The organism is Aliiglaciecola lipolytica E3, from assembly GCF_000314975.1.
GTDB classification, from domain to species: domain Bacteria; phylum Pseudomonadota; class Gammaproteobacteria; order Enterobacterales; family Alteromonadaceae; genus Aliiglaciecola; species Aliiglaciecola lipolytica.
The window spans coordinates 108,422-133,641 of the sequence record NZ_BAEN01000065.1 but is presented as its reverse complement, the minus strand read 5'-3'; the positions used below and the strand labels follow the sequence as shown (position 1 = coordinate 133,641).

The following is a 25,220-nucleotide window of genomic DNA, read 5'->3' as shown; positions in this document are numbered from 1 at the left end:
TGATTTATATTTTATACCTATGTACCGTTATTAGAACCATAAAAAACAAAAAAGTGCGTAATAATGGTAAAACTAAAGCAACTAAGATGGTTCGGAACTAATTGTGTTGAAACAACTTTTTAAGAAAAAAGCCTCACAAATGATAGGTCTCGATATCGGTACACGGTATATTAAGGCCGTTTTGTTTGAACAAGAAGGCAGCCAAATTAAGGTGCAGAGTTTCGCATGTGAGCAGATAAACGGCAATGCCTTTGCTGACAGAGAAATAAAAGATTTCGATGCCGTGAGTAATGCACTGAAAAAAGTGAAGCTTTCTTTAAAGAGTAAAAAGAAAGATGTTGTGGTTGCGATATCTGGCGGTTCTGTTTTAAGTAAAATCGTCTATATGGACCCAGATCAACAAGATTTTGAACTTGAAACCCAAATAGAAATAGAGTCCGATAGCCTAATTCCTTATCCTCTAGAAGAAGTATATTTAGATTTTGAAGAGCTGGGCGAAAGTAAAACTCACGTGGGTAAAGTTGATGTGTTACTTAGTGCAGCGCATAAAGATGTCGTTGATAGTCGCATAACTTTGCTAAGAGAAGTGGAATTTAATCCTAAAGTTGTGGATATTGAAAGTTACGCGTTAGGTAATGCAATTATCGAGTTTGCAGACTATCCAGAAGATAAACCCATATTGTGTTTCAATATTGGCGCTTCGCAATTACAACTTTGTGTAGTTTTGAATGATCGAGTGATTTATAGCAAAGAACACAGCTTTGGAATGAATAGCCTCATTCAAGACTTAAGTATTATTCACACCCTTGAAAAATCTGAAACAGAACAACAATTAGTGAATGGCGATCTACCCGCTACTTGGCGAGAGGATACGTTCCCGATTTTCTTAGCAAACTTAAATCAACATATCAGCCGCGCAGTACAAATGTATATTAGTTCTACCGGTGCAGAACGTCCTGAAGCCATGATATTGTCCGGAGGCGGTGCAAACATAGAAGAAATTGCTGCCGAGCTAGAGGGAGAGTTAGCTATCGACGTTTCCATATTTAATCCATTTAAAGATATGCAGATTTCGGAAAAGGCTGAACAACAAGGTTTTCATAAAGTTGCTCCGCAACTAGCAATTGCGGCCGGATTAGCGTCTAGGAGTTTTAAACCATGTCACATGTAAACCTATTGCCGTGGCGTGAAGAACTGCGTCAAAGGCAGAAAAAAGACTTCTTTACTTTGCTGTTTGCAGTGGCGTTATTTATCATGATCATCGTGTATCTGTTTGGTGTGTTAGTGGACAGCAGAATTGCCAATCAAAATCAACGTAACGCATTTTTACAGGGGCAAATTGCTGTTCTTGATGCAGAAATAGCAAAAATCAAAGATATTAAAGAAAGTAAAAAAGCCATCGAGCAACGTATGGCCCTAATCGAACAACTACAAACTAGCCGTAATGTCGCACCAATAGTATTTGATGAATTAGCGCGATTGGTTCCACCAGGAGTTTCTTTCCGCTCATTCTCTCGCCAAGGTAACACGGTTGAGCTATCCGGTGTCAGTGAATCAAACAATCGTTTGTCTTCCTTCATGCGCAATATAGAAAACTCAAAAATATTTGGTCAAGGTGAATTATCATCAATCGTGGCAGATACAACTGCGCCAGATGCGGTGAGTGAATTTAAATTAACTTTCTCGATAAATTCGTCAGTCGCTCCTGACTTCTCAGCAAAACCTGAGGAGGGCCAACTATGAAATTTGATGTAAATAAACTTAAAGAGATGAATGATCTCGATTTCGAACAGGTTGCAAATTGGCCGTTCGAAGTAAAAACAGTGGTTGCAGTATTCGTAGCGATTTTGGTTGCCGTAGGCGGTTATTACGGGTTAATTTCCTCTAAATTACCGGTATTAGATAGAACTCAAGCTGAAGAAGCTGAACTTAAACAAACCTTTGCGGCAAAATACAGAATTGCGGTTAACTTAAAAGCCTATGAAGATCAGTTAGCACGCATAGAAGCTGACTTTTCGTCGATGCTGAAATCGTTACCAACCAGTAATGAAACGCCTGGATTAATTGACGACATTACATTTGTAGGGACAACCGCCGGATTAAACTTCAAGTTGATAAATTGGCAACAAGAAATTCCTAAAGAATTTTATACTGAGTTACCAATCCAGATGGAAGTGACAGGTGATTACCACGAATTTGGTCAGTTTGTGTCAAACATCGCTGGACTGCCGCGCATTGTGACACTGCATAATTTTGATATCACCCAACAAGGTTCAGAATTAAAATTGCAGCTTCAAGCTAAAACCTATCGCACTGCAGTATCGGAGCAAAGCCGATGAGAAAACTATCTTTACTTTTCGCGGCAATTGCGTTGGCCGGGTGCGAAGCGCAAACGGATGACTTGGTAACATATGTTGTTGAAGTGAAACAAAGTACATCTGTGAACATAGAACCTTATCCTGAATTTAAAACGCAGCCTGCTTTCGAATATAAGGCAGCTGATCTTCGCAGCCCGTTTAAACGTCCTCGAAATGTTGCAGTGCAAACTGTAGAGACGAAACGTGAAAATTGTTTACAACCTGATTTCAATAGAATCAAAGGCGCTCTTGAAGGGTTTGGACTTGATGCATTAACGATTTCTGGCACATTCACTAGCTTGGGAAGAAATTGGGCATTAGTTACCGCAAACGATGGTTCCTTGCACAAAGTCACTACAGGAGACTACATAGGTTTGTTTTTTGGACGTATAACATCAATTCAGAATGGCGACATATCAATTGAAGAAATGTTGCCAGATGGGGCCGGCTGCTGGCAAAAAAATAAAGCAATACTGAGCATGTCTTCACGGGCAGGAGAAAATGATAATGTCTGAACGTTTTATCTTTAATAAAAAGCTGAATAGAGCTAATCGAACTTGCTTTTGGCTGTTTTTAGCAATAGCCGGAATGACATTTGTTTCGCTTAATTCAATGGCCCAACAAGCTCAGCCAGTGTTAGTTGATCCCGACAAGAAAGTCGCAAGTGTATTTCGTTCAGAATTGAACGACATTGATTTTAAGCGTAACTCAACTGGCGGGGCTCGCGTTACGTTAGATTTCAATAATGCTGACTATCAAATGCAACTGTCGCAGCAAAGCCAAAAGCTTGTGCTCTCATTACCCGCGGTAAAACTAGGTGATGAACAGTTATTTACTTTAGATGTTGCCGATTTTGCAACCCAAGTTACTAGCATTGAAACGTTTCAGGAAACAAAAGGCAGTAAAATAGAATTCAACTTGGCCAGTAAAGCAACCTTTACTCACAGGAAAAACAACCAGCAACTAGTCATTGAAATTGAAAAAGATAATGAGCCTGATAACAATAATGCTTCTTCGGTGTTTACCGGTGAGCCAATATCATTAGATTTTCAAGACGTACCTGTACGCCAGGTATTACAAATCATTGCTCAGGTTAATGGCTTCAATTTAGTGACTACAGACACGGTAAGTGGCAATGTCACTATCAGTTTATCTGGCGTGCCTTGGGATCAAGCACTTGAAATGATTTTAAAGATCAAAGGACTCGACAAACGACTGGAAGGCAACATATTACTTATCGCGCCTTCAGAAGAGCTGACAGCACGTGAAACCCAGCAATTGCAGTCGAAACAACAAGTGGCTGATTTAGCACCGCTAAGCTCAGTTAACATTCAAATTAATTATGCAAAAGCAGCCGAAATGGCGGCGATTCTAAAATCTGCTGATGCAAGTATTTTAAGCTCAAGAGGCTCAGTTACCATCGATGAGCGTACAAATACTGTTTTATTGCGTGATACCGCAGACTCAGTAGAAGAAGCGCGTTCGTTAATTAAAGCGCTAGACATTCCAATCAAACAAGTATTGATTGAATCAAGAATGGTTACGGTGCGTGATAATGTCGATGAACAACTTGGAGTGAGATGGGGCCTGAGTGACCGTACCTCAGACGGCGGCATTTCAGGTTCTTTGGAAGGCGCTGATGCCATCGCTGGCGGCACGTTACCGGATTTAGCAGACAGACTTAATGTAAACCTACCTGTTTCTAACCCAGCTGGCCGTATTGGTTTACAAATTGCTCGATTAGTTGACGGCACCATTATTGATTTAGAACTAAGTGCCCTTGAATCAGAAAACAAAGGTGAAATCATCGCCAGTCCAAGAATCACTGTGGCAAATCAACAAGAAGCTTACATCGAGCAAGGTACTGAAATTCCTTATGTACAAGCGACATCAAGCGGTGCAACTTCGGTAGAATTTAAAAAAGCTGTGTTAAGTCTTAAAGTGACACCTCACATCACCCCAGACAACCGCGTGATATTAAATTTAGTGGTAACTCAAGATACTCGTGGCGAAACCGTTTCTACTTCAACCGGTCCTGCGGTAGCCATCGATACCCAAGAAATAAGCACACAAGTATTAGTTGAAAATGGGGAAACAATTGTACTGGGTGGAATTTTCCAACAGACTTCAACAGACGACGTATCTAAAATACCTTTGCTAGGTGACTTACCTGTAGTAGGCGGACTATTTAGAAACTCACAAAAAATAAATGAAAAACGCGAACTGTTAATTTTCGTCACGCCTAAAATCTTAGTCGACTCGCTTTAAGTAAAGTTTTTAGTGTATCTGTACAAAGGGCAATTCATATTGCCCTTTTATTTTGAGTAGACAACCTAAAAAAACCCATCAAAAATCCGCTCATTATTTATGATTAACAGTGAATTCCCTTCACCTTTGGATAATTAACTGGGAATTAGTGAGCACTTAAGATGGGAAATAGCCCCTCTTTTTAGCCCCACATATCAAGCAGAAGCAAATTAAGCACAACAAAACTTGCAAATTTCAGCATATAACTGAGATAATCGCGCTCTCGAAATTTCGACGAGGTCATGTTCAGACCAATTGCATAAACGAATTCAATCTATTCGGTTTATTTAACCAATTGATTAAATGGGACTTTTACGTAATTGGAATAATTCAAATTGGGACGCAAACCCCCAGTTAACTAAAGTTGTGATATAAGCAAAAATGGCAGAAAAGCGTAATATTTTTCTTGTTGGCCCAATGGGAGCTGGCAAAAGTACGATAGGAAGGCATCTCGCCGACGAACTTCATCTTGAATTTTTTGATTCCGATCAGGAAATCGAACGCCGCACTGGTGCAGATATCGCTTGGATATTTGATTTGGAAGGTGAAGATGGTTTTCGACTAAGAGAAGAAACCGTGATCAACGATTTGACTGATAAACAGGGTATTGTCTTAGCCACCGGTGGCGGCTCTGTTGTAAGTAAAAACGTACGGAATCGTCTGTCAGCTCGAGGTATCGTGGTTTATTTGCAGACGACTATCGACAAACAAGTAGCGCGTACTCAGCGAGATAAACGCCGTCCATTGTTGCAAAAAGACGATCCAGAAATGGTGTTACGTGAACTTGCTGATTCCCGTAATCCACTTTATGAAGAAGTAGCTGACTATGTTGTTGACACTGATGATCAAAGTGCAAGAGCAGTCGCTAGCCAAATAATTGATAAAATTGGGCTTTAACTAGACCATTCCATACACGAGGTAGTGCGCTCATGTCCACAATTACAGTTGAGTTGGGTGAGCGTAGTTACCCAATCAATATCGACTCCGGATTATTAACTTCTACAGACTCATTTAAACACCAGATTAAAAGTGGCAAAGCGATTGTGGTCACGAACGAGGTTGTTAAACCTCTTTATCTGCAAACCTTGTTAAGCACGTTAAATGACATAGATGTTAAGGTTATTTGCCTGCCTGATGGCGAACAACATAAAAACCTTACCCAATTCAATGTGGTTATCACCCAACTCTTAGAACAACACGCTGCTCGAGATACCACCTTGATTGCACTAGGTGGTGGCGTGATAGGTGATCTAACAGGGTTTGTTGCAGCAAGTTTTCAACGTGGCATGCCCTTTATTCAAGTCCCCACTACATTACTTTCGCAAGTGGATTCTTCTGTGGGAGGGAAAACCGCGGTTAACCACCCTTTAGGCAAAAACATGATTGGGGCGTTCTATCAACCACAATCAGTAGTAATCGACATTGATACGTTAAAAACCTTACCACCTAGAGAGTTTGCCGCCGGCATGGCGGAAGTGATTAAATATGGCATCATTTACGATGGCGCATTTTTTAATTGGCTAGAAAACAACGCTGAGGCATTAAAAAACTTATCATCTGAACATTTGAAATATGTCATTCAGCGCTGCTGCGAAATTAAAGCAGAGATTGTTTCGAAAGATGAGAAAGAAAATGGTATCCGCGCATTACTAAACCTTGGGCATACTTTTGGCCATGCAATAGAAGCTGAACAAGGCTATGGAAATTGGTTGCACGGTGAGGCTGTTGGCTGTGGCATGGTATTAGCGGCCAAAGTAGCCCGCGCCAAAGAATGGATATCACAAGCCGATTTAGACCGAATGGTTAACCTAATAAAGCTTTTCGACCTGCCTACAGAAGCACCTGAACATATGAATTATGAAATTTTCATGCGACACATGCAGCATGATAAAAAAGTGCTATCTGGCACGATCAGGTTTATTATTCCAGTTAGCATCGGTGAAGCAATAGTAACGAAAGACATAGAGCCTAGTTTATTGCAAAACATATTAAATAAATAAGAGATAGGATTGTGGCGATCAACGAGTTGCATAGTCGGCTGGAATATTTAGTTTCGTACTCGTCGCAGCTCATTTTTATTAGCTGCGAAAGCCTGTCTCAACAGCAATCCTCACTGCAACAGTTTATCGCTAACCAACATGAAAATACTGAGGTTGCCTTTATTAATGGTGAAAGCCAACTGCGGGATTCCGATTATCGAAATGAAATATATCGACAATTGGTTAGTGCCCCACTTTCCCCTAATGACCCATTAGATAAACAACTCATTCAACAAATTCCAAAAGATTCAGGGCCAATATTAATTTGTATTTGCGCTGCTCAGCATATTTCAACTTCTTTATTAAATGAATTATGGCGATTAGTGTTAAAAAACAAAGATTTAAATAAAGGTCATCATCTTAATGTATTGTTATTTGGTAACGCTCAATGGACGCAATCGGCCAAAACCAACTTAGCTCAAGATAATCAACACCTCCCCATATTGTTAAGCAATGAAATTGTTTCATCAAACCAAATTGCAGACAATTTAAGCCAAAGCATCCGTCAAAGACGTGCACGTATCGAGCGACAGTTTAATACGCTAGAGGAAGTAGATTCAGGCTCCATTATTCGCAAACCGATATTTAAACTCGTAGCAGGCCTAGTTTTCATTGGTATATTTTTTATGTTGGTGTTTTGGCAATATCCTGACGAGATAAACCAATTCATAGATCCACAATCAACAAAAGTCGATATTGCCCAAAAAGCGCCAATTGAACAGGAGGCGATAGATGCAGTCAAAAAACAAGATGACAATAATTCAGTAACAGAACATATAGATCAGGCTGAAAAAGCGATTGAAGAAGTGCAGCAAAGCCTTGAACAGAATATTTCAGACCAAGAACCAAACGAAGAGCAAACAGAAAACGGTCAAGAGCTGGTAACAAGTTGGCAAAAAGAAGTCGATAAACAGCAGCAGCGCGATCTGCAACAAGTCACCGAGTCTCCCCCCAAACAAGAGGATGTGAATGAGCAAGACGATGAAAGTAAGCAAGAGGATGGACAAGATAGCACAGACTCAAATACAGATAATGACACAGCGGAGCAACAACTACAGTCACATCCGATATTAAGTTTGCAAGATAATCTGTTCGTTTTACAACTCGCTGCCATGAGTGAAGAGTCTATTGCTCTGCAATTTATCCAACAACATGGATTAGAAGACAGTCACTGGCTGTATACCACTCAACGATTTGGAGGAGACTGGCACGTTGTGATTTTCAAAAAATCCTTTGCCAATATCCAACTAGCGCGGCAGTATATTGCTGCATTACCCGATAGCATAGACAAAACAGTTCCATTTGCTAAATCAGTTAAACAAATAAAGGAAGAGTTGGCAGTATCTCAGCAATAAGTGGATTGTGGTTACACCAAAAAAGCGAACATGAAGAAAAACAAAAATCGGGCGTTTTTAAAATGGGCTGGCGGAAAATACGGCCTTATTGATGAAATTTGTCAACGGCTCCCTGAAGGCAATAAATTAATCGAACCTTTTGTCGGCGCAGGCTCTGTCTTCCTAAATACAGACTTTCCGCAATATATATTAAATGACATCAATCCTGATCTGATAAACCTATATAACATTGTAAAATCGCAATCAGAGTACTTTATTCAAGAAGCAGAAAAGCTATTTTGTGCTGCCAATAATCAACCGTTACGATTTTATGAGCTGCGTAAAGAATTTAATCAATCAAATGATGTTTTTTATAAATCTTTATTATTTTTATATTTAAATCGACATGGATACAACGGGCTATGCAGATACAATTTATCAGGTGGATTTAACGTACCATTTGGTAAATACAAAGCGCCTTATTTTCCTAAAAATGAGTTGTATTATTTTGCTGAAAAATCGCAAAAAGCAATGTTTACCTGCGAATCATTTCAAAATAGTTTTGCACGGGCGAGAAAAGGCAATGTTATCTATAGCGATCCTCCTTACGCACCGATTAGTTTAACTTCTAACTTCACACAATATGCTAAAAATGGGTTCTCGTTAGATGAACAGTTGTTGTTGGCAAAATTGGCGAAGCACAATGCCGATAAAAAATCAGTTAGTGTGTTGATTAGTAATCATGACACGCGGTTTACTCGGGATATTTATTCAGAAGCAGATATAACCAGTTTGATGGTAAGTCGTACTATCAGCCAAAAAGGCGATCAAAGAGTAAAAGTAGGTGAGTTACTCGCGCTTTATTCGTAACATTGGCAAGCAGGTATGGTGCTAACCTAAGGCAATATTGACGATTATCACCAATCCAAGAATTAAACCAATCACAAAGACAATACCAACCAACAAATATGGGACAAAGGATTTTTGCTGAAAGTCATGCTCGTAGTTTTGGTGGGATTGCACACCAAACATACTGGCAGCAACACTTTTAAAAACACCCCATAAACTATTCGATTTAGATTCCGACAATTAACCAGCACTCGAGTGGGAAGTAGGTTGTTTGTCTGTGGTTCTGGATAACAACTCTAATAAATCAAGGTAGTGAAATTGATAACGTGAACGTCCTGAAAACCAACTCATCCAGCTCACATTTTTTTGATTCGCATTAGCGCAACGATTAACTGGATTTGCAGGGTTTGAATCCGCAGTATATTTATCTATATCAATATTTTGACAAAAACTATCCACATTAGAAAATTGTGGTTGTACTACAACAAAGAGAGTAAATGTGATTGCACCAATAGAGATACCGGCTTTTAACTTCCTGTTCATATGGCCACCTTTAATCGTTATTGAAGGTGCATTATACGTCCGTTGATAAAATGAACAACTGTCTTTTACCTGATTTCCATGCGCTTTAACGCACTTAATGACTTTTTGTTGTTAAATTCAACCAAAAAAGCCAACTCGAAAGTTGGCTCTTTAGGCGTTTCAATTCAAACTAAAATTAGAAAGATGTTCCCCAGCTAACAACGAATTTAGTATCGTCATCACCTGATTCGTCATCTGCTTTAGATACGCTTAACGTAAAATCACCTTTTGAAAGGTCAATTTGGAAGTGACCATAGTCAACGTCACCATATACTGCGTCGTCGCTATCAAAGTCGTAATAACCATAAGTTAAACCAAGACCAAATTCGTTTGGAAGGTCAAAACCATAACCTACACTATAATAAAGATCTCCGGTACCAAAAGGTGCATCGTCGTCTGCTTGGCTGTTAATTGTATAAGCCACACCGAAAGAGAATGCGCCATAGCCACCATTGAAATAGACTTCACCAAAATCAGAATCTTCATAACCTGTTGCTGGGTACATATAATAAATATAACCAACGTCATATGTGAAATCGCCTGACTCACCGCCATAACCTAGGTAGAAGTCATTTTCAGTTCCGTCAACGCCCCAATCAATAGAGCCAATCCAAGTACCTGCATAAAAACCACTCTCGCTTGAATAGTCAATACCACCAGAAACTGAGACATCATTGCTGCTTTGAGTAACACCACGCCATAAGTAATTGCTTGTTGCGCCAAAGTTAGCAGAAATGTCTGCTTGTACTAATGAACTAAAACTGGTTGCAGAAAGTACTGCTACAGCCAATGCGGCCAATTTCAATGTTTTCATATGTGTTCTCCGAAATTTATTTATATTTTCAATGTTTTAATTTTAATTATTATTATTATTTTTTTGTCGCTGGCATGATTAAGGCAATTCTAGTGCCGCTTATTTGAACAACCTTATAAAACACGTAAGCCATTGTTTTATATTGCTAATTATAAATTTTGTTGGATAACACCTTAGTAATGTAAAATTGATTGCGTCATGCTAACGCACCATATGAGAACTTCAGCACCATAATAGTGCGAGGCATTGGTGGCACTAACGCTTTTTTCATTACCGGTTTTTCTTTACACTATCGCCCATTCAAATTGGAGACCCTTATGAGCCCATTTTTAATCGCGCCTTCTATTCTTTCAGCAAACTTTGCGTGCCTTGGCAATGAAGTGGATAAGGTTATTGCTGCAGGAGCTGATTTGGTGCACTTCGATGTAATGGATAATCATTATGTTCCCAATCTGACTGTAGGTCCTTTGGTATGTCAGTCATTGGTTAAACATGGTGTTAGCAAACCCATAGATGTGCATTTGATGGTTGAGCCAGTGGATCAAATGATCGAGGATTTTGCAGCCGCTGGTGCAAATCGAATTAGTTTTCATCCAGAAGCCACGCGTCATTTAGACAGAAGTCTACAACTAATTATTGATAGTGGTTGTGAAGCGGGTGTAGTTCTAAATCCTGCCACCCCTCTTCATTGTCTTGATTATATTATCAATAAGCTCGATTTCATTTTGATGATGTCAGTCAATCCAGGATTTGGCGGTCAACAGTTTATTCCACAAACATTAGAAAAGATTCGAAAGGTAAAACAGCGTGTACGTGATTCTGGTAAACCGATTAGAATTCAAATTGACGGTGGTGTAAAAGTCGATAATATTCGCAGCATTGCCGAAGCTGGAGCAGATACCTTTGTAGCGGGTTCGGCTATTTTCAATCAACCTGACTATAAACTCGTCATCGACCAAATGCGTGCAGAATTAAATAAAGTAAATATGGCTTAGGCCTGTTGATAACCTAAAAGAAGAAAGTTTTAAACTATGAGTAAACCAATTGTACTAAGTGGTTGTCAGCCATCAGGACAACTGACGATAGGAAATTACATGGGCGCATTGCGTCAATGGGTAAACATGCAACAGGACCATGACTGCCTATATATGTTGGTAGATTTACATGCCATCACTGTTCGCCAAGATCCTAAGGCATTGTACAACGCCTGTTTAGATGGCTTATCACTATATTTAGCTTGCGGAATCGATCCTAAACAAAGCACCATTTTTATGCAGTCGCATGTACCAGAACATGCGCAATTAGCTTGGGTGTTGAATTGTTACACGCAAATGGGCGAATTAAATCGCATGACACAATTCAAGGACAAGTCTGCTAAAAACATTTCCAATGTAAACGCAGGATTGTTGACCTACCCTACCCTAATGGCGGCCGATATCTTGCTATATCAACCAAACCGAGTGCCTGTGGGGGATGATCAAAAACAACATCTTGAATTGGCACGCGACATTGCTACTCGTTTTAACAACATATACGGCGACATATTTACCATTCCCGAACCTTTCATACCGGAATTTGGCGCACGTATTATGAGTTTGCAAGATCCGGGTAGTAAAATGTCAAAATCTGATAACAATCCCAATAATTTTGTTGGATTGTTAGAAGATACCAAAAAAATCAGTAAGAAAATAAAACGCGCTGTGACCGATTCAGATGAACAAGCCCGTATTTATTTTGATAAACAGGAAAAACCAGGTGTTTCAAACCTCTTATCTTTATTGTCCTGTTCAACAGGAAAAAGTATTGATGAACTTGTGCCTGAATACGAAGATAAAATGTATGGTCATTTAAAAGGTGATGTAGCAGAAGCTGTGGTTTCATTATTAGAGCCCATCCAAGCTAAATTTAGTGAAATTCGTTCAGATCAGACATATTTGAACGAAGTCATGCGTGATGGTGCTGAAAAAGCCAGTGCACGTGCAGCTGTTATGTTGGAGAAAGTCTATCAGGCGATTGGGTTTGTTCCAAAAGTGTAATGGTCTTTTAGCCAATCGATATTCGACAAGTTGTCTTTTGGGACCTTATAGCTAATGCTGTTGTTGATCGACAATTATGATTCGTTCACTCACAACCTTGCACGCTACTTCCGCGAACTTAATCTAGAAGTACAGGTTGTGAGAAACGATCAAATAAGCTGCAATCAAATTGTGCAACTTGCGCCTCGTTATTTGGTATTTTCGCCGGGTCCTTGCACGCCCAATGAAGCAGGTATTACCTTAGAAGCAATTCGCACGTTCGCAGGGAAAATACCTATTCTGGGTGTTTGCCTAGGCCATCAAGCTATTGGGCAAGTTTTAGGTGGAAAAGTGGAAGTAGCAAAGCATATTATGCACGGTAAAACGTCTAATATTCGTCATACAGGTTCGCCTTTTTTTGATGATATAGCAGATCCTTTTATTGCCACTCGTTATCATTCATTAATTCTTGATGCTGATACTTTGCCAAGTGAAATAAATATAACAGCTTGGTGTGAAGACTTTGGTGAACACGAACCTATGGCCATTGAACATCAAGATTTTGCGCTTATGGGAGTACAATTTCACCCAGAATCACTTTTGACTAAAGTAGGACATAAAATCTTGTTCAACTTTGTTAATATAGCAGACAGATGGTGGGCGAGAGCCAATATAACGATATAAACTGTTTAAAATTCTGCACTACACTGCTAATTTACCAAATAAGCTTTTACATAATTTTTACATTTAATTAAGAAGAAACAATGACCGACTTTTTGGCATTAAAAAACGACATTCATTCTCGTTTTGATCACCTATCACTTAGTCTCAAACTGGCGCAACGGCAGATGGGAATGGAGTCAGAATCAATTGCGTTTGAATTGACTGAACAAAGTGATGCCCGCCGAGAGCTGCTCAGAGTAGAAAAGCAAGCAATTCGTGATAAAGAACTTAATAAACGCTCGCACTCAAGTTATGTCGAAAGTATTCAAAATATGGTGCATGATGAAGTGCTTAGCCGTATGGAAGTTCAACTTGCAGATCCAGAGAAACTTTTTTATGAAGTTTTAGGGTTTGATCCAAAACTTGTCGAACTTTTGGATGCGCTATCGGTAAAAGCGTCTTCAATAGCCAAAATTGAACCTTTAGCTGCTAGTATGCCGTGGTTATATGATGAACTAATTAAACTTATTAATACGCCTCAGTATCGAAAAGTAGATGCTAAAGGTAAAGTTGTCGTGGTCGAAAGTCTTAAGGTAGCTTTAAGTTTTCTTGGGATTGATAACCTTAAAATGATCATACCTTCTATTGCGTTCAGACGTTGTTTACCACAAATCACCGACCCCTTTCCAGAAATCAAAGTGCGTTTACAGGAAGCCTCGATTGGAACTGCAATGTCTTGTAAAATGCTCGCAAAAGTGAGTGACCTAAATAGCTACAATGCTTTTTTGATCGGCCTTTTTCACGATTTTGGCAAAATTGTGGTGGTTCGATTGTTCTTCAAAAATTTTGAGCAAGTCCACAGAGAAGCACTAATAGAAGCCCAAAATGAACGAAAGCGGGACGAACACCTAGCACTAGGCGAAATTTCTCCTTCTGAAACCTACTTGTTAAAAGCGCTTAGTACTCACGCATATCATTTAAGCGCAAAGTTCATTGGCTTAATGCCATTTAAGCGACTTGCGTTATCTGAAGCTATCAATGAGTTTGCTGAAAACGTGGCGGTTAACTTTATGTCACCCTACGCCAAAGTGTTGGCTCAAGGCATTGCCTACAACCGCTATCGAATGCTAAAAGCAAACAAGATGATTTCAATGGAAGAAGCCAAAGATTATCTACGTCAATTTTACTTTCCTAAAGGCGCGCTTTCAGAGCTGAAGAAAACAGATTTACGAAATTTCGACATAAGTTTGGATGAAAAATAAACAAACGCATCGCTAGATGATATTTTTTACAATATTAATTAAATTTTTTTTACATATTCATGCAATTTGCTCAACAACGCCGGTTTCTCACTTAGGCACTGTCTTGTAAAACCACTCATTCAGGAAACCCGCAACTTTTTACTACAGTGACTAAGCACCATAGTCAAAAGTCAGCTAACGTTTGGCTTTAATTAAACAACATCTCACCTTGAGAGTAGTAGCATATTATTTTCAAACGACATAAGTTTCTTTAGTCTAAATAGTTATTCACTATTCCTGCAAGATTAGCGGAACGCCTTTAAATTTAAGGCTTTTCGGCGGTTTGCATGCAGACAGAATGAATTAAATCTGACACAATGCGCAGTCCAAATTGGTCGTTCGGCTATAATATTTACATCGCCGACACAGTATTAATTCCCAGTGAAATACACGTCCAGAATTTTAAGTGAGGTAAAAAATGCAAGTAACACGCGCAACGTTTGACGAAGTTATGGTTCCGAATTACAACCCAGCGGCAATTGTACCGGTTAAAGGGTTAGGGTCACGAGTATGGGATCAGGAAGGAAACGAATACATAGACTTTGCCGGTGGTATCGCTGTGAACGTATTAGGCCACTGTCATCCTGACTTAGTAAAAACCTTAAAAGAACAAGGTGAAAAGCTTTGGCATTTAAGTAACGTTTTTACTAATGAGCCAGCTTTACGTCTTGCACAAAAATTGACTCACGCCACATTTGCTGACAAAGCTTACTTCGCGAATTCAGGTGCTGAAGCTAACGAAGCGGCGTTGAAATTAGCCAGACGTTTTGCGTTGGAACATTATGGTGAAGAAAAGAATCAAATTATTGCCTTTAACCAAGGCTTCCACGGCCGTACTTTTTTCACTGTAACAGTGGGTGGCCAAGCCGCTTATTCAGACGGGTTCGGACCAAAGCCAGGTGCAGTTGAACATGTCGATTACAATAACCTAGACGCACTAAAAGAAATAATTTCGGATAAAACCTGTGCGGTAATTATGGAACCTTTACAAGGTGAAGGTGGTGTTATTAGTCCAATGCAAGAGTTTGTTGAAGGCGTGCGTGCATTATGTACAGAACACAATGCACTATTGATCTTTGATGAAGTTCAATCTGGGGTTGGCCGTACCGGACAATTATATGCGTACATGGGATTAAATGTCGTACCCGACATTCTTACTACAGCTAAGTCTTTAGGTGGCGGATTTCCAATTGGAGCTATGTTAACGACTACTGAAATTGCAGCGAGTTTGAAAGTTGGAACCCATGGCAGCACATACGGTGGTAACCCGCTTGCATGTGCGGTTGCAGAAAAAGTTTTAGATATCGTGAATACGCCTGCAATATTGCAAGATGTGTTGCGTAAAGAACAATTGTTCCGTGATGGGCTAAACAAAATCAACCAAAAATATAATGTATTTAGTGAGATTAGAGGACAAGGCTTGCTAATTGGTTGTGCGTTAAATGAACAATACAAAGGTAAAGCGAGAGACTTTTTGGTGGCATCTGCAGCTAACAATATGATGTGTTTAGTGGCAGGCGCTAACGTGGTTCGTTTTGCACCTTCGTTGGTTATTCCTGACGAAGATATCGCAGAAGGTCTTGCTCGCTTTGAACGTGCCATCGAGCATGTTGTAAATAGTTAAGCTTTGACGCGAAAAGTTAAGTGAGCAAGCCATTATGAAAGTGATCCGTCCTATTGCGTTAAAAGATTACGACGCTTTACATGACATCGCAGTTGAGTCAGGCATTGGTTTTACATCATTGCCTGTTAATGAGCCGTTGTTAAGACGCAAAATTGATCAATCTGAGCGAGCATTTAAAGAAGTCGTCGACGAACCCAGCAATCAAAGCTACTTGTTTGTGATGGAAGATACCGAAACTGGCGACGTGGTGGGTACCAGTGGTATCGCCGCGACAGTGGGTTTAGAAGACTCTTTTTACCATTACCATTGTGGCAAAGTAGTGCATGCTTCGCGTGAGTTAAAAATCCATAATACAGTGGATATATTAACCTTGTGTAACGACTACACAGGGGTATCAGAGATATGCACTTTATTCCTCAAAGAAAAGGCGCGTAAAGGCAGTAACGGCAGGTTACTGTCAAAGTTTCGGTTCTTATTCATGCTCGAGCATCAAAGTCGGTTTTCCGAAACCGTAATTGCAGAAATGCGCGGTGTGAGCGATGAAAATGGAACCTCTCCATTTTGGCAATGGCTTGAGGAACATTTCTTCTCAATGGATTTCCCAACAGCCGATTATTTAACCGGCATTGGTGACAAAGTCTTTATTGCGGAACTTATGCCGAAGTACCCAATCTACGTCAGTTTATTGAGTAAAGCGGCCCAAGCCGTTATTGGTCAGGTACATGAAAAAACCCGACCCGCACTGCAGTTGTTGCAACAAGAAGGATTTATCTGTCGCGGATATGTTGATATTTTTGACGGTGGTCCTACGGTTGAAGCGAATATTCAACATATTAGAACTGCACAGGCAAGTCGTAAGCTACCTATCAAAATTGACCAGCAAAAAGCAGCGGACGCCACTTTGTGTTTTGTAATCAACACAAAAGTAAAAGACTTCAGAGCAATTACCACAGAAGTATACGTAGATCAGGAAAACGACGTTGCGTATATCTCTCCAGAAAGCGCAGCCGCACTATTAGTTTCAGAGAACGACCTAATACGCTTTGCGCCAACCAAATTAATTTAATAACCCAGCCATAGGAATTATGTATGACGACACAAGCCCACTATATTGCAGGTGAGTGGCACCTAGGTGAAGGTCACGATATTCAATCTATTGATCCCGCTAAAAACAAAGTTATTTGGCAAGCCAAGTCGGCTTCACCAAAGCAAATTGATGCAGCAGTTAAAGCAGCTCGAAATGCGTTTTTGGCGTGGAGCGATTTAACCTTTGAAAACCGTCTGCAAATTGTAAAAAAATACGCTGAACTATTAGGCGAAAATAAACAAGATTTAGCTCAGACAATTGCTCAGGAAACCGGAAAACCTTTATGGGAAACCGCGACTGAAGTAGGTGCCATGGTCGGTAAAATTGCGATTTCTGAACGTGCTTACCATGACCGAACAGGCACAGTAGAAAATCCTATGCCGGTAGGTAAAGCCTTTATTCGTCACAAGCCTCACGGAGTAGTGGCAGTATTTGGCCCATACAATTTCCCTGGACACTTACCTAACGGACATATAGTGCCAGCGCTTTTAGCTGGCAATACTATTGTGTTTAAACCTAGTGATCTTACCCCATTGGTTGCTGAGAAAATGGTCAAAATTTGGCAACAAGCCGGATTACCAGCAGGGGTTATCAACTTGGTTCAAGGTGAAGTTGAAACAGGTAAAGCCTTAGCTAGTCACACCGGTATCGACGGACTATTTTTCACCGGAAGTTCACGCACGGGGAAAATTTTGCACGAACAGTTTGCTGGTCACCCCGGTAAAATTTTAGCATTAGAAATGGGTGGAAATAATCCACTGATTGTTAAAGACGCTAAAGACATCGATGCAGTAGTTCACGATATTGTGCAATCAGCGTTTGTTACGTCTGGACAGCGTTGTACATGCGCTCGACGTTTATTCATTCAACAAAATGCGCAAGGTGATGCAATACTTGCCAAACTAATCGATGTCACGAAAAACATCAAAGTAGACCAGTATGATGCTGAAGAGCAACCGTTTATGGGCGCTATGATTTCAGCAAATGCCGCAGCCGGCATGGTAAGAGCACAGCAACAACTTGTCGAATTGGGTGCGACGCCGTTAGTTGAATTGAAACACCTGGATACCAATACTGGCTTTGTCACCCCTGGAATTTTAGATGTAACTTCTATGGCTGATAAAATGCCAGACGAAGAGCATTTTGGCCCACTGTTAAAAGTGATTAGATACACTGACTTTGATCAAGCAATCGCGTCTGCCAATAACACGAACTTCGGATTAAGCGCAGGCTTCATTGGTGATAGTGAATCGGATTATCAACACTTTTTCAAACGCATTCGAGCGGGAATTGTTAACTGGAACAGGCCAATCACAGGTGCAAGCAGTGCAGCACCATTTGGCGGAATCGGTGAAAGTGGGAACCATAGAGCCAGTGCGTATTATGCAGCTGATTATTGCGCATTCCCAGTTGCTTCAGTAGAACTGGAACAGGTGACTTTACCGGCTTCATTGAGTCCCGGTTTAACACTTTAAAATAGCACACGGCTTGCTGTCATATCGGCATCAAGCCATTTTTACGAGGTTGAAATAGAAAGCCCTTATGCATACCAATATCGATTCTTTATTTACTAATCTTTGGCAAGATTATTTAAGTATTACGCCATCTGCACAAAAAGTGCATAAGTTACTTGGTCAATATAACGGTCAATCAGAACTAGTAAATGACCACGTTGCATTTCGCACTTTTGATATCGAAAAAATCAATTTAGACAAGCTAGCGGCACACTTTTTGGCGTTAGGCTATGAAGAGAAAGGTCAATATGACTTTGTCGAAAAGAGACTCTCAGCTAAGCACTTTGAACATCCTGACACGACCCAACCAAAGGTTTTTATCAGTGAGTTGCGAGTAAAAGAGTTTCCCGAAACAATTCAAGATATCATTCACCGCCTAGTAGATAGTGTGGCCGAAGATGCAACGCAACAAGACAATTTTTTATATTCGGGTGCTCATTGGAAAGTGTCCAGTAGTGATTATGCAACCTTATTGGCAGAATCAGAATATGCAGCATGGATGGCGGCTTGGGGATTCAGAGCAAATCACTTCACTGTATCTGTGAATCACTTGCAAGAATTAGATTTATTAACTGATGTAAACGACCTTTTGAAGCAAGCAGGCTTTGTGTTGAATACTTCCGGTGGTGAAATCAAAGGTGGACCGGACGTATTTCTTGCGCAATCGTCTACTATGGCAGACCACATTGATGTTGCATTTACTGACACCAATAAGTCTATACCCAGTTGTTTTTATGAATTTGCCCAACGTTATGAGTTACCCACTGGGGAACTGTATCAAGGTTTCGTTGCTGCATCTGCTGATAAGATTTTTGAAAGCACCAACGCCAAGTAATAGTGAGCCTGAACGCTTTAGGGTTTAGATTGCGCCGCAATCGTTCGTTCAGCCAATGCTAATACGTGTTGATATCGCATGGTTTGACAAAGGCCAAAACCTTTTAAGGTTTTGGCCTTTACTTTGGTCAAGTATGGCCCTGTTAAACCTGCCAAAAAGCGTGTAAATAATTCTATCGATATAGATTCAGACAATTTAGTTTCGCAGATTGTCGACAGCGTTTGAAATGCGCTTGCAAGTTGCTCCTCACTGGGTGCTGAAGAATCTATCACCTCCGGTAATTCGATACTGCCAGAAACACACACGCTGCAATGCCCGCACACTTCATGCAAACTATTGTCATCAAAATAATGAGCCAGAGATTGACTTAAGCACCGCTTATCTTGGAAAAACGCCAGTAGATCTGCGATTCGTTTTATCTCCGACTTTTCTCTGCTCTTAAAATAGTCATAAAATGATTCTGTCAATACCTGCTCAGAAACTCTATCCAAGTCTACAGAGAAAACATCTGTATGCCGCTGACTTTGTAACTCAATCCACTGCTGACTATGCAAATAATCCAATGCACTGACTAATCGATGGCGCTGATGAGGATAATTCAAACTCAATGCATGTTGATCAAGAGTTGCCCATATTTTTTTCACAGGGCTGGCCGTAAATATAGCGTCCAAAAACTGTTTTCTTTCACCTTCAAAGTGCGCCAATATCTCCGCTCTATCGATAAGAAAGCGAAAACGGATTTCTGAAAAATAGCCGAACAGTGGCGTGATTATTTGACGTAGTTCTAATTGCACTAGCAAAGTTTTTAGTGGTAGCTGGCGTACATTGGTTTCATTCGATAAAGGAATTAGTTGCGTTTCCCATCGCGGTTCAGGATGTGTATTTTGTTCACAGTTTTGTGCAATGTCCTTTAGTACTTTTTGAATTGCACTTCGCTCGGGCGTATCAGCATACACAAAGTTTTCAAGACGAGTTAGATTAGAAAGATTAGCCAAGGTAATACACTCTGATGTTAACCCATCTCGTCCTGCTCGACCGATTTCCTGACTATATGCTTCGATGGATTTTGGCAATTCATAGTGGATCACAAAGCGAATATTTGATTTATCAACTCCCATCCCAAACGCAATGGTTGCAACTACAATTTGGACCTGATCAGACATAAACTGTTGCTGAGTCGATTGACGATGTTGATCAGATAATCCTGCATGATACGGCACGGCGTTATAGCCTTGTAACTGCAAATAGTCAGCTAACTCTTGAGCTTCTTTTTGTAAAGTTACATACACGATACCTGCACCTTTTAATCGTGCTAGATGTGCCACCAGCAACGCGTTTTTCTGCTCTTGAGGTGCATATTCAACAACCAGATTCAAATTCGGCCGATAAAAGCCAGTCTGAATAATATGTTGGGTTTTGATTGCGAACTTAGCGGCCATATCGTGCTTCACGTTCGGCGTTGCCGTCGCGGTAAGCAAAAGCGCTTGGGGAATATTTAACGCTTTTTGGTAGTCTGGTAACTTTAAATAATCTGGTCTGAAATTGTGTCCCCATTCAGAAATACAATGGGCTTCGTCAACGACCAACAATGACACATTAACCGACTCAATGAACTGCCTAAAACGTTCATTTTTAAAACGTTCAACCGACACCATCAGGATTTTTAGCGCGTCACTTCGCACATCTTTCATGACTTGTTGGTTTTGCTCATAACTAAGCGTTGAATCAATTTTAGCGGCAGGAATATCCCGAGCCAGTAGAAACTCCAGTTGGTCTTGCATTAGCGCAAGTAAAGGTGACACCACCAGCGTTAAATGGGGAAGATGTAATGCGCTAAATTGGTAACATAAGGATTTACCTGAGCCAGTAGGGAATATAGCTAAACAAGACTGTTGATTTAACACTGCTTCAATCACTGGCAATTGTCCGGTTTTGAATTCCTCAAAACCGAAATGCTGCTTCAATGAAGTTTCTAAGTGTTGTTTCAACATCCGACTTCCTGTTTAAATGCATGCCTTCATGTTGATTGACTCAATACGGCCTGCTCTGCTTGTGTTAGGAAGTTGATCGTAGGTTTACTATGCGGAATAAGCAATTTTCGGCCGACAAACTGTACCTAATTAATTTTATTGACCGAAAAAACGTGCAATAAAATAAGCCTCAAAATCAAACCACTTGGGTCTGCTTTTGAGGTACTGAAGTTCTATTTTACTTACTCGTTGCTGTCAGAGTTTTGTTCGTCAGAGGCAGCTCCAGTGTCAACGGGTTTGTTACTTAATTCCACTTCTACCCCATCAACTCTTTGTAAGCCGCGCGGAAGTTTATTACCTCTGCGTCCTCTTTCACCTTGGTAATGCACTAAATCGTTAGCCGTAAGCAGCATGCCACGTTTACCAGCGATAATCTTCACACTTGCGCCATCTGGAACAACAGTGAGCACGGTGACATATTCTTCTCTGGATTTCGATTTAGCGGACGGAATATTGATAATTTTATTACCCTTTCCTTTACCCAAACTAGGCAGGTCTCGAAGAGGGAACATCAACATGCGACCTTCATTCGAGATAGCCATACACCAGTCAGTTTCAATATTGGAAACAGCTTGAGGTTTAATCACTTTTCCGCCTAACGGCAAAGAAATATAGGCCTTCCCTGCTTTGTTTTTACTTACCATATCGGCAAATTTACCCACAAAGCCATAGCCCGCATCCGATGAAATCAAATACTGCTGATCATCTGAACCCATTATGACGTGTTGGAATGTTTCCCCCCCGACAATACTAAATTTACCGGTAAGAGGTTCTCCTTGGCTGCGTGCCGAAGGCAACGTATGAGCATCACAGGCAAAGGTTCGCCCCGAGCTATCTAAAAACACAGCTTGTTGATTACTGCGCCCTTTTGCACTGGCAAGATATACATCACCAGCTTTATAACTTAATCCTTCTACGTCTACATCATGGCCTTTCGCACAACGTGCCCAGCCCTTTTCAGACAATACAACCGTTACGGCTTCTGAAGGAACTAACTCTTTATCTGATAGTGCTTTTGCTTCTTCTCGTTGTATCAGAGGTGAACGGCGATCATCACCATATTTTTCTGCATCGGCGAGAATTTCTTTTTTAATGAGCGTTTTTAAGCGACGATCTGAGCCCAACAACAATTGCAATTCATCACGCTCTTTAGCCAGTTCTTCTTGTTCTGACTTTATCTTAAATTCTTCTAGTTTGGCTAGGTGACGTAGCTTTAACTCTAAAATCGCTTCAGCTTGTTTGTCTGACAGATTAAACGTCTTGATTAACTGTTGCTTAGGTTCGTCTTCATATCGAATAATGCGAATAACTTCATCAATATTTAAAAAGGCTATCAATAAACCTTCTAAAATATGTAATCGTGCCAGTACTTTATCGAGACGATACTGAAGTCGGCGAACTACGGTATCTTTTCTGAATACCAACCACTCATTTAAAATGGTACGAAGATCCTTCACCTTTGGACGGCCATCCAAACCTATCATGTTGATATTAACGCGATAGTTTTTTTCCAGATCTGTAGTAGCAAACAAGTGTTGCATTAACTGTTCAACATCAACTCTATTTGAACGAGGTGTAATGACTAAGCGGGTGGGATTTTCATGGTCTGATTCATCGCGTAAATCGCTAACCATTGGTAGTTTTTTAGCTTGCATTTGCGCCGCTATTTGTTCAAGAATTTTCCCACCTGATGCCTGATGAGGAAGCGCGGTAATAACCACATCGCCACTTTCATCATGATAAACTGCACGCATTTTAATTGAGCCACGGCCCGTTTCGTACAATTTGGCAATATCTTCAGAAGGCGTAATTATTTCTGCTTCTGTTGGATAATCTGGCCCTTGAATGTGCGCCATAATATCGCGCAACTCGGCTTTACTATTATCGAGTAGCAACGCACATGCATTAGCCACTTCTCGTACATTATGTGGCGGAATATCAGTGGCCATTCCCACTGCAATTCCGGTTACGCCGTTGAGTAATATATGCGGTAAGCGAGCAGGCAATACTTTGGGCTCATCCATTGTCCCGTCGAAATTAGGTTGCCAATCAACAGTACCTTGTCCAAGTTCACTCAGTAATACTTCACTAAATTTAGACAGCCGTGACTCTGTGTATCGCATAGCAGCAAATGATTTAGGATCATCTGGCGCTCCCCAGTTTCCTTGTCCATCTACCAAGGGATAACGATAGGAGAACGGCTGAGCCATGAGGACCATTGCCTCATAACAGGCTGAGTCACCATGAGGGTGAAACTTACCTAACACATCACCGACGGTTCGAGCTGATTTTTTATATTTTGCCGACGCGCTTAAACCTAGCTCAGACATTGCGTAAACAATGCGTCTTTGCACGGGCTTAAGGCCATCACCGATATGCGGTAAAGCACGATCCATGATGACGTACATTGAATAATTTAAGTAAGCTTCTTCGGTAAAACGGCTAAGAGCGAGCTGCTCTGAACCGTCTTTATTGATAATTGTATCTTCACTCATAGTATAATTGCGCAGGCCGTTTTTAGTGCAATTTGAATTAAAGCTCCATTCAAAATCGCTATTATTATTCTTTTTTTAAAACCCCAAATGGGTTCACTTTTACTTCAACAATGGTTTCGCAAACCGATTTACTTTTGATAGGTTACCTTATAAATCACATTAGCGAAATCATCTGATATCAGCATACTACCATCAGGCATAGTCAACAAAGCGACAGGTCTTCCCCAAACCGTATCATCAGGATTCAAAAACCCCTCAATGAATGTATGGTACTCGCCTGCTTCAGTGCCGTCGAAGTCGGCTCGCATGACTCTATAACCTGATTTCTTACTTCTGTTCCATGAACCATGTTCAGCTACAAACAATGATTTACTGTATTCTTTAGGGAACTGTTGACCTTGATAAAAATGCACACCTAGTGGCGCAACATGTGCCCCCAGTTTGATTTCCGGTTTAACGTAGTCGTCTGGACTTTTACCTGCTCCAAATTCAGGGTCTTTTATATCACCACCATGAATATACGGATAGCCAAAATGTTGATCCTCGGCACTAACGCGATTGATTTCACAAGGTGGAATATCATCTCCCATCCAGTCTCGGCCATTGTCGCTAAACCACAACTCTTTACTATCTGGGTGCCAATCAAACCCCACAGTATTTCTAACTCCTTTGGCTACCCATTTCATATCGCCATTAGCTAAATCGTATTTCAAAATGCTGGCAAACCTAGGGTCATCATATTTGTCATCGCCTACTGTTTCGCAAATATTACACGGTGCGCCAACCGGCACATAGAGCATACCATCAGGACCAAAATCTATGTATTTCCAACCATGGTGTGTTTCCGTTGGCAGCCCATCAAGTACCACTTCAGGTTCAGGCGCATTATCGTATTCTTTATCAATATTCTTATATTTTAGTACTTGGCTAACCGCTGCAACATATAAGTCGCCATCTTTATAAGCAAGGCCTGTGGGCATTTTTAAATTTTCTGCCACCACAACGACTTTGTCACCGACACCATCTTTGTTGGTGTCAACTACAGCATGCACTTTTCCTTCTCCACGACTTCCAACATAAACAATGCCCGTCTTACCCAACGCCATTTGACGAGCATTTGTTACGTCCTGTGCATACACTTCAATTTTGAATCCATCTGGTAAAGTCAACTTTTCTAGGGGTACGCTAAGCGCCCAAGTTGAATAAAAAGCAGCACTAAACAGTGCGATTCCAGCAGTTACTTTATTCATATCAATTCCTTCAATGCGGGGGAAACTAACAATCACCTACTATACGCTTTTTTATGGGTTTTTCGTCCATATTTTCCAATGCTTCGTTTGATAATATCAACCTGTTGACAAAATAATACCTTGA

The 25,220-nt window shown here is 40.6% G+C and carries 23 protein-coding genes; 17 read left to right on the top strand and 6 right to left on the bottom strand.

Going from position 1 to position 25,220, the window contains the following annotated elements; all coding sequences use genetic code 11:
• The first annotated feature begins 106 nt into the window (after positions 1–106).
• From pilM to GLIP_RS16725, 9 genes are all read left to right on the top strand, one after another.
• A complete protein-coding gene (gene pilM / locus GLIP_RS16765) occupies positions 107–1,171 on the top strand; it encodes a type IV pilus assembly protein PilM (RefSeq protein WP_008845869.1) in 1,065 nt (354 codons plus the stop codon).
• Positions 1,159–1,743 carry a PilN domain-containing protein gene (locus tag GLIP_RS16760; protein ID WP_008845868.1) on the top strand — a complete coding sequence of 195 codons (585 nt, stop codon included), beginning with the start codon at positions 1,159–1,161 and terminating at the stop codon, positions 1,741–1,743. The genes pilM and GLIP_RS16760 overlap by 13 nt, the downstream gene beginning before the upstream one ends.
• On the top strand, positions 1,740–2,339 hold the full coding sequence (locus tag GLIP_RS16755; protein WP_008845867.1) for a type IV pilus inner membrane component PilO: 600 nt from the start codon (positions 1,740–1,742) through the stop codon (positions 2,337–2,339). Before GLIP_RS16760 ends, GLIP_RS16755 begins: the two co-directional genes overlap by 4 nt.
• Complete coding sequence (locus GLIP_RS16750) at positions 2,336–2,872, top strand: pilus assembly protein PilP (RefSeq protein WP_008845866.1); 537 nt, start codon at positions 2,336–2,338, stop codon at positions 2,870–2,872. Before GLIP_RS16755 ends, GLIP_RS16750 begins: the two co-directional genes overlap by 4 nt.
• On the top strand, positions 2,865–4,625 hold the full coding sequence (locus GLIP_RS16745; RefSeq protein ID WP_008845865.1) for a type IV pilus secretin PilQ: 1,761 nt from the start codon (positions 2,865–2,867) through the stop codon (positions 4,623–4,625). Before GLIP_RS16750 ends, GLIP_RS16745 begins: the two co-directional genes overlap by 8 nt.
• 420 nt (positions 4,626–5,045) lie before the next feature.
• Positions 5,046–5,561 (top strand): shikimate kinase AroK, encoded by a 516-nt coding sequence (gene aroK / locus GLIP_RS16740; protein ID WP_008845864.1) that lies wholly within the window; start codon positions 5,046–5,048, stop codon positions 5,559–5,561.
• Positions 5,562–5,593: 32 nt separating this feature from the next.
• Positions 5,594–6,664: a 3-dehydroquinate synthase gene (gene aroB, locus GLIP_RS16735; RefSeq protein WP_008845863.1), complete on the top strand. Its 1,071-nt coding sequence runs from the start codon at positions 5,594–5,596 to the stop codon at positions 6,662–6,664.
• Positions 6,665–6,675: 11 nt separating this feature from the next.
• Positions 6,676–8,058, top strand: coding sequence for an SPOR domain-containing protein (locus GLIP_RS16730; protein WP_008845862.1), 1,383 nt, complete (start codon positions 6,676–6,678; stop codon positions 8,056–8,058).
• A gap of 30 nt (positions 8,059–8,088) precedes the next feature.
• Positions 8,089–8,907 (top strand): Dam family site-specific DNA-(adenine-N6)-methyltransferase, encoded by an 819-nt coding sequence (locus GLIP_RS16725; protein WP_040523384.1) that lies wholly within the window; start codon positions 8,089–8,091, stop codon positions 8,905–8,907.
• Between the two features lie 21 nt (positions 8,908–8,928).
• On the opposite strand, the gene GLIP_RS16720 is transcribed toward GLIP_RS16725, so the two are convergent.
• The 3 genes from GLIP_RS16720 to GLIP_RS16710 all read right to left on the bottom strand — a co-directional run bounded on the left by GLIP_RS16720 (position 8,929) and on the right by GLIP_RS16710 (position 10,282).
• Positions 8,929–9,126 (bottom strand): DUF2970 domain-containing protein, encoded by a 198-nt coding sequence (locus GLIP_RS16720; protein WP_040523320.1) that lies wholly within the window; start codon positions 9,124–9,126, stop codon positions 8,929–8,931.
• On the bottom strand, positions 9,127–9,429 hold the full coding sequence (locus GLIP_RS16715) for a hypothetical protein (RefSeq protein ID WP_008845859.1): 303 nt from the start codon (positions 9,427–9,429) through the stop codon (positions 9,127–9,129).
• A gap of 175 nt (positions 9,430–9,604) precedes the next feature.
• Positions 9,605–10,282, bottom strand: coding sequence for a TorF family putative porin (locus GLIP_RS16710; RefSeq protein WP_008845857.1), 678 nt, complete (start codon positions 10,280–10,282; stop codon positions 9,605–9,607).
• A 317-nt stretch (positions 10,283–10,599) separates the two neighbouring features.
• On the opposite strand from GLIP_RS16710, the gene rpe reads away from it, so the two are divergent.
• The 8 genes from rpe (at position 10,600) to GLIP_RS16670 (ending at position 19,321) form a co-directional block, all read left to right on the top strand.
• Positions 10,600–11,277: a ribulose-phosphate 3-epimerase gene (gene rpe, locus GLIP_RS16705; protein WP_008845855.1), complete on the top strand. Its 678-nt coding sequence runs from the start codon at positions 10,600–10,602 to the stop codon at positions 11,275–11,277.
• A 36-nt stretch (positions 11,278–11,313) separates the two neighbouring features.
• Positions 11,314–12,318: a tryptophan--tRNA ligase gene (gene trpS / locus GLIP_RS16700; RefSeq protein WP_040523318.1), complete on the top strand. Its 1,005-nt coding sequence runs from the start codon at positions 11,314–11,316 to the stop codon at positions 12,316–12,318.
• Between the two features lie 54 nt (positions 12,319–12,372).
• A complete protein-coding gene (locus GLIP_RS16695; protein ID WP_008845853.1) occupies positions 12,373–12,981 on the top strand; it encodes an anthranilate synthase component II in 609 nt (202 codons plus the stop codon).
• Between the two features lie 80 nt (positions 12,982–13,061).
• Positions 13,062–14,222 carry an HDOD domain-containing protein gene (locus GLIP_RS16690; protein ID WP_008845852.1) on the top strand — a complete coding sequence of 387 codons (1,161 nt, stop codon included), beginning with the start codon at positions 13,062–13,064 and terminating at the stop codon, positions 14,220–14,222.
• A gap of 457 nt (positions 14,223–14,679) precedes the next feature.
• Positions 14,680–15,885 carry an aspartate aminotransferase family protein gene (locus GLIP_RS16685; protein ID WP_008845851.1) on the top strand — a complete coding sequence of 402 codons (1,206 nt, stop codon included), beginning with the start codon at positions 14,680–14,682 and terminating at the stop codon, positions 15,883–15,885.
• A gap of 34 nt (positions 15,886–15,919) precedes the next feature.
• On the top strand, positions 15,920–16,951 hold the full coding sequence (gene astA / locus GLIP_RS16680; protein ID WP_008845850.1) for an arginine N-succinyltransferase: 1,032 nt from the start codon (positions 15,920–15,922) through the stop codon (positions 16,949–16,951).
• Between the two features lie 23 nt (positions 16,952–16,974).
• Positions 16,975–18,447: a succinylglutamate-semialdehyde dehydrogenase gene (astD, locus tag GLIP_RS16675; protein WP_008845849.1), complete on the top strand. Its 1,473-nt coding sequence runs from the start codon at positions 16,975–16,977 to the stop codon at positions 18,445–18,447.
• Between the two features lie 67 nt (positions 18,448–18,514).
• Complete coding sequence (locus tag GLIP_RS16670; RefSeq protein ID WP_008845848.1) at positions 18,515–19,321, top strand: DUF1338 domain-containing protein; 807 nt, start codon at positions 18,515–18,517, stop codon at positions 19,319–19,321.
• A 17-nt stretch (positions 19,322–19,338) separates the two neighbouring features.
• On the opposite strand, the gene GLIP_RS16665 is transcribed toward GLIP_RS16670, so the two are convergent.
• The 3 genes from GLIP_RS16665 to GLIP_RS16655 form a co-directional block, all read right to left on the bottom strand.
• Positions 19,339–21,312 (bottom strand): RecQ family ATP-dependent DNA helicase, encoded by a 1,974-nt coding sequence (locus tag GLIP_RS16665; RefSeq protein ID WP_008845847.1) that lies wholly within the window; start codon positions 21,310–21,312, stop codon positions 19,339–19,341.
• 221 nt (positions 21,313–21,533) lie between these two features.
• On the bottom strand, positions 21,534–23,846 hold the full coding sequence (gene parC, locus GLIP_RS16660; RefSeq protein WP_008845846.1) for a DNA topoisomerase IV subunit A: 2,313 nt from the start codon (positions 23,844–23,846) through the stop codon (positions 21,534–21,536).
• A gap of 128 nt (positions 23,847–23,974) precedes the next feature.
• On the bottom strand, positions 23,975–25,096 hold the full coding sequence (locus GLIP_RS16655; RefSeq protein WP_008845845.1) for a PQQ-dependent sugar dehydrogenase: 1,122 nt from the start codon (positions 25,094–25,096) through the stop codon (positions 23,975–23,977).
• Positions 25,097–25,220 lie beyond the last annotated feature (124 nt).

What these genes read in the sequence shown, in the direction of transcription:
- GLIP_RS16655 (WP_008845845.1), bottom strand. Translation starts at nt 25,096, where the DNA reads ATGAATAAAGTAACTGCTGGAATCGCACTGTTTAGTGCTGCTTTTTAT.
- GLIP_RS16710 (WP_008845857.1), bottom strand. Translation starts at nt 10,282, where the DNA reads ATGAAAACATTGAAATTGGCCGCATTGGCTGTAGCAGTACTTTCTGCA.
- aroK (WP_008845864.1), top strand. Translation starts at nt 5,046, where the DNA reads ATGGCAGAAAAGCGTAATATTTTTCTTGTTGGCCCAATGGGAGCTGGC.
- GLIP_RS16665 (WP_008845847.1), bottom strand. Translation starts at nt 21,312, where the DNA reads ATGTTGAAACAACACTTAGAAACTTCATTGAAGCAGCATTTCGGTTTT.
- astD (WP_008845849.1), top strand. Translation starts at nt 16,975, where the DNA reads ATGACGACACAAGCCCACTATATTGCAGGTGAGTGGCACCTAGGTGAA.
- astA (WP_008845850.1), top strand. Translation starts at nt 15,920, where the DNA reads ATGAAAGTGATCCGTCCTATTGCGTTAAAAGATTACGACGCTTTACAT.
- GLIP_RS16695 (WP_008845853.1), top strand. Translation starts at nt 12,373, where the DNA reads ATGCTGTTGTTGATCGACAATTATGATTCGTTCACTCACAACCTTGCA.
- GLIP_RS16745 (WP_008845865.1), top strand. Translation starts at nt 2,865, where the DNA reads ATGTCTGAACGTTTTATCTTTAATAAAAAGCTGAATAGAGCTAATCGA.
- GLIP_RS16685 (WP_008845851.1), top strand. Translation starts at nt 14,680, where the DNA reads ATGCAAGTAACACGCGCAACGTTTGACGAAGTTATGGTTCCGAATTAC.
- aroB (WP_008845863.1), top strand. Translation starts at nt 5,594, where the DNA reads ATGTCCACAATTACAGTTGAGTTGGGTGAGCGTAGTTACCCAATCAAT.
- GLIP_RS16715 (WP_008845859.1), bottom strand. Translation starts at nt 9,429, where the DNA reads ATGAACAGGAAGTTAAAAGCCGGTATCTCTATTGGTGCAATCACATTT.
- rpe (WP_008845855.1), top strand. Translation starts at nt 10,600, where the DNA reads ATGAGCCCATTTTTAATCGCGCCTTCTATTCTTTCAGCAAACTTTGCG.
- GLIP_RS16690 (WP_008845852.1), top strand. Translation starts at nt 13,062, where the DNA reads ATGACCGACTTTTTGGCATTAAAAAACGACATTCATTCTCGTTTTGAT.
- GLIP_RS16725 (WP_040523384.1), top strand. Translation starts at nt 8,089, where the DNA reads ATGAAGAAAAACAAAAATCGGGCGTTTTTAAAATGGGCTGGCGGAAAA.
- parC (WP_008845846.1), bottom strand. Translation starts at nt 23,846, where the DNA reads ATGAGTGAAGATACAATTATCAATAAAGACGGTTCAGAGCAGCTCGCT.
- GLIP_RS16750 (WP_008845866.1), top strand. Translation starts at nt 2,336, where the DNA reads ATGAGAAAACTATCTTTACTTTTCGCGGCAATTGCGTTGGCCGGGTGC.
- GLIP_RS16760 (WP_008845868.1), top strand. Translation starts at nt 1,159, where the DNA reads ATGTCACATGTAAACCTATTGCCGTGGCGTGAAGAACTGCGTCAAAGG.
- GLIP_RS16755 (WP_008845867.1), top strand. Translation starts at nt 1,740, where the DNA reads ATGAAATTTGATGTAAATAAACTTAAAGAGATGAATGATCTCGATTTC.
- trpS (WP_040523318.1), top strand. Translation starts at nt 11,314, where the DNA reads ATGAGTAAACCAATTGTACTAAGTGGTTGTCAGCCATCAGGACAACTG.
- GLIP_RS16670 (WP_008845848.1), top strand. Translation starts at nt 18,515, where the DNA reads ATGCATACCAATATCGATTCTTTATTTACTAATCTTTGGCAAGATTAT.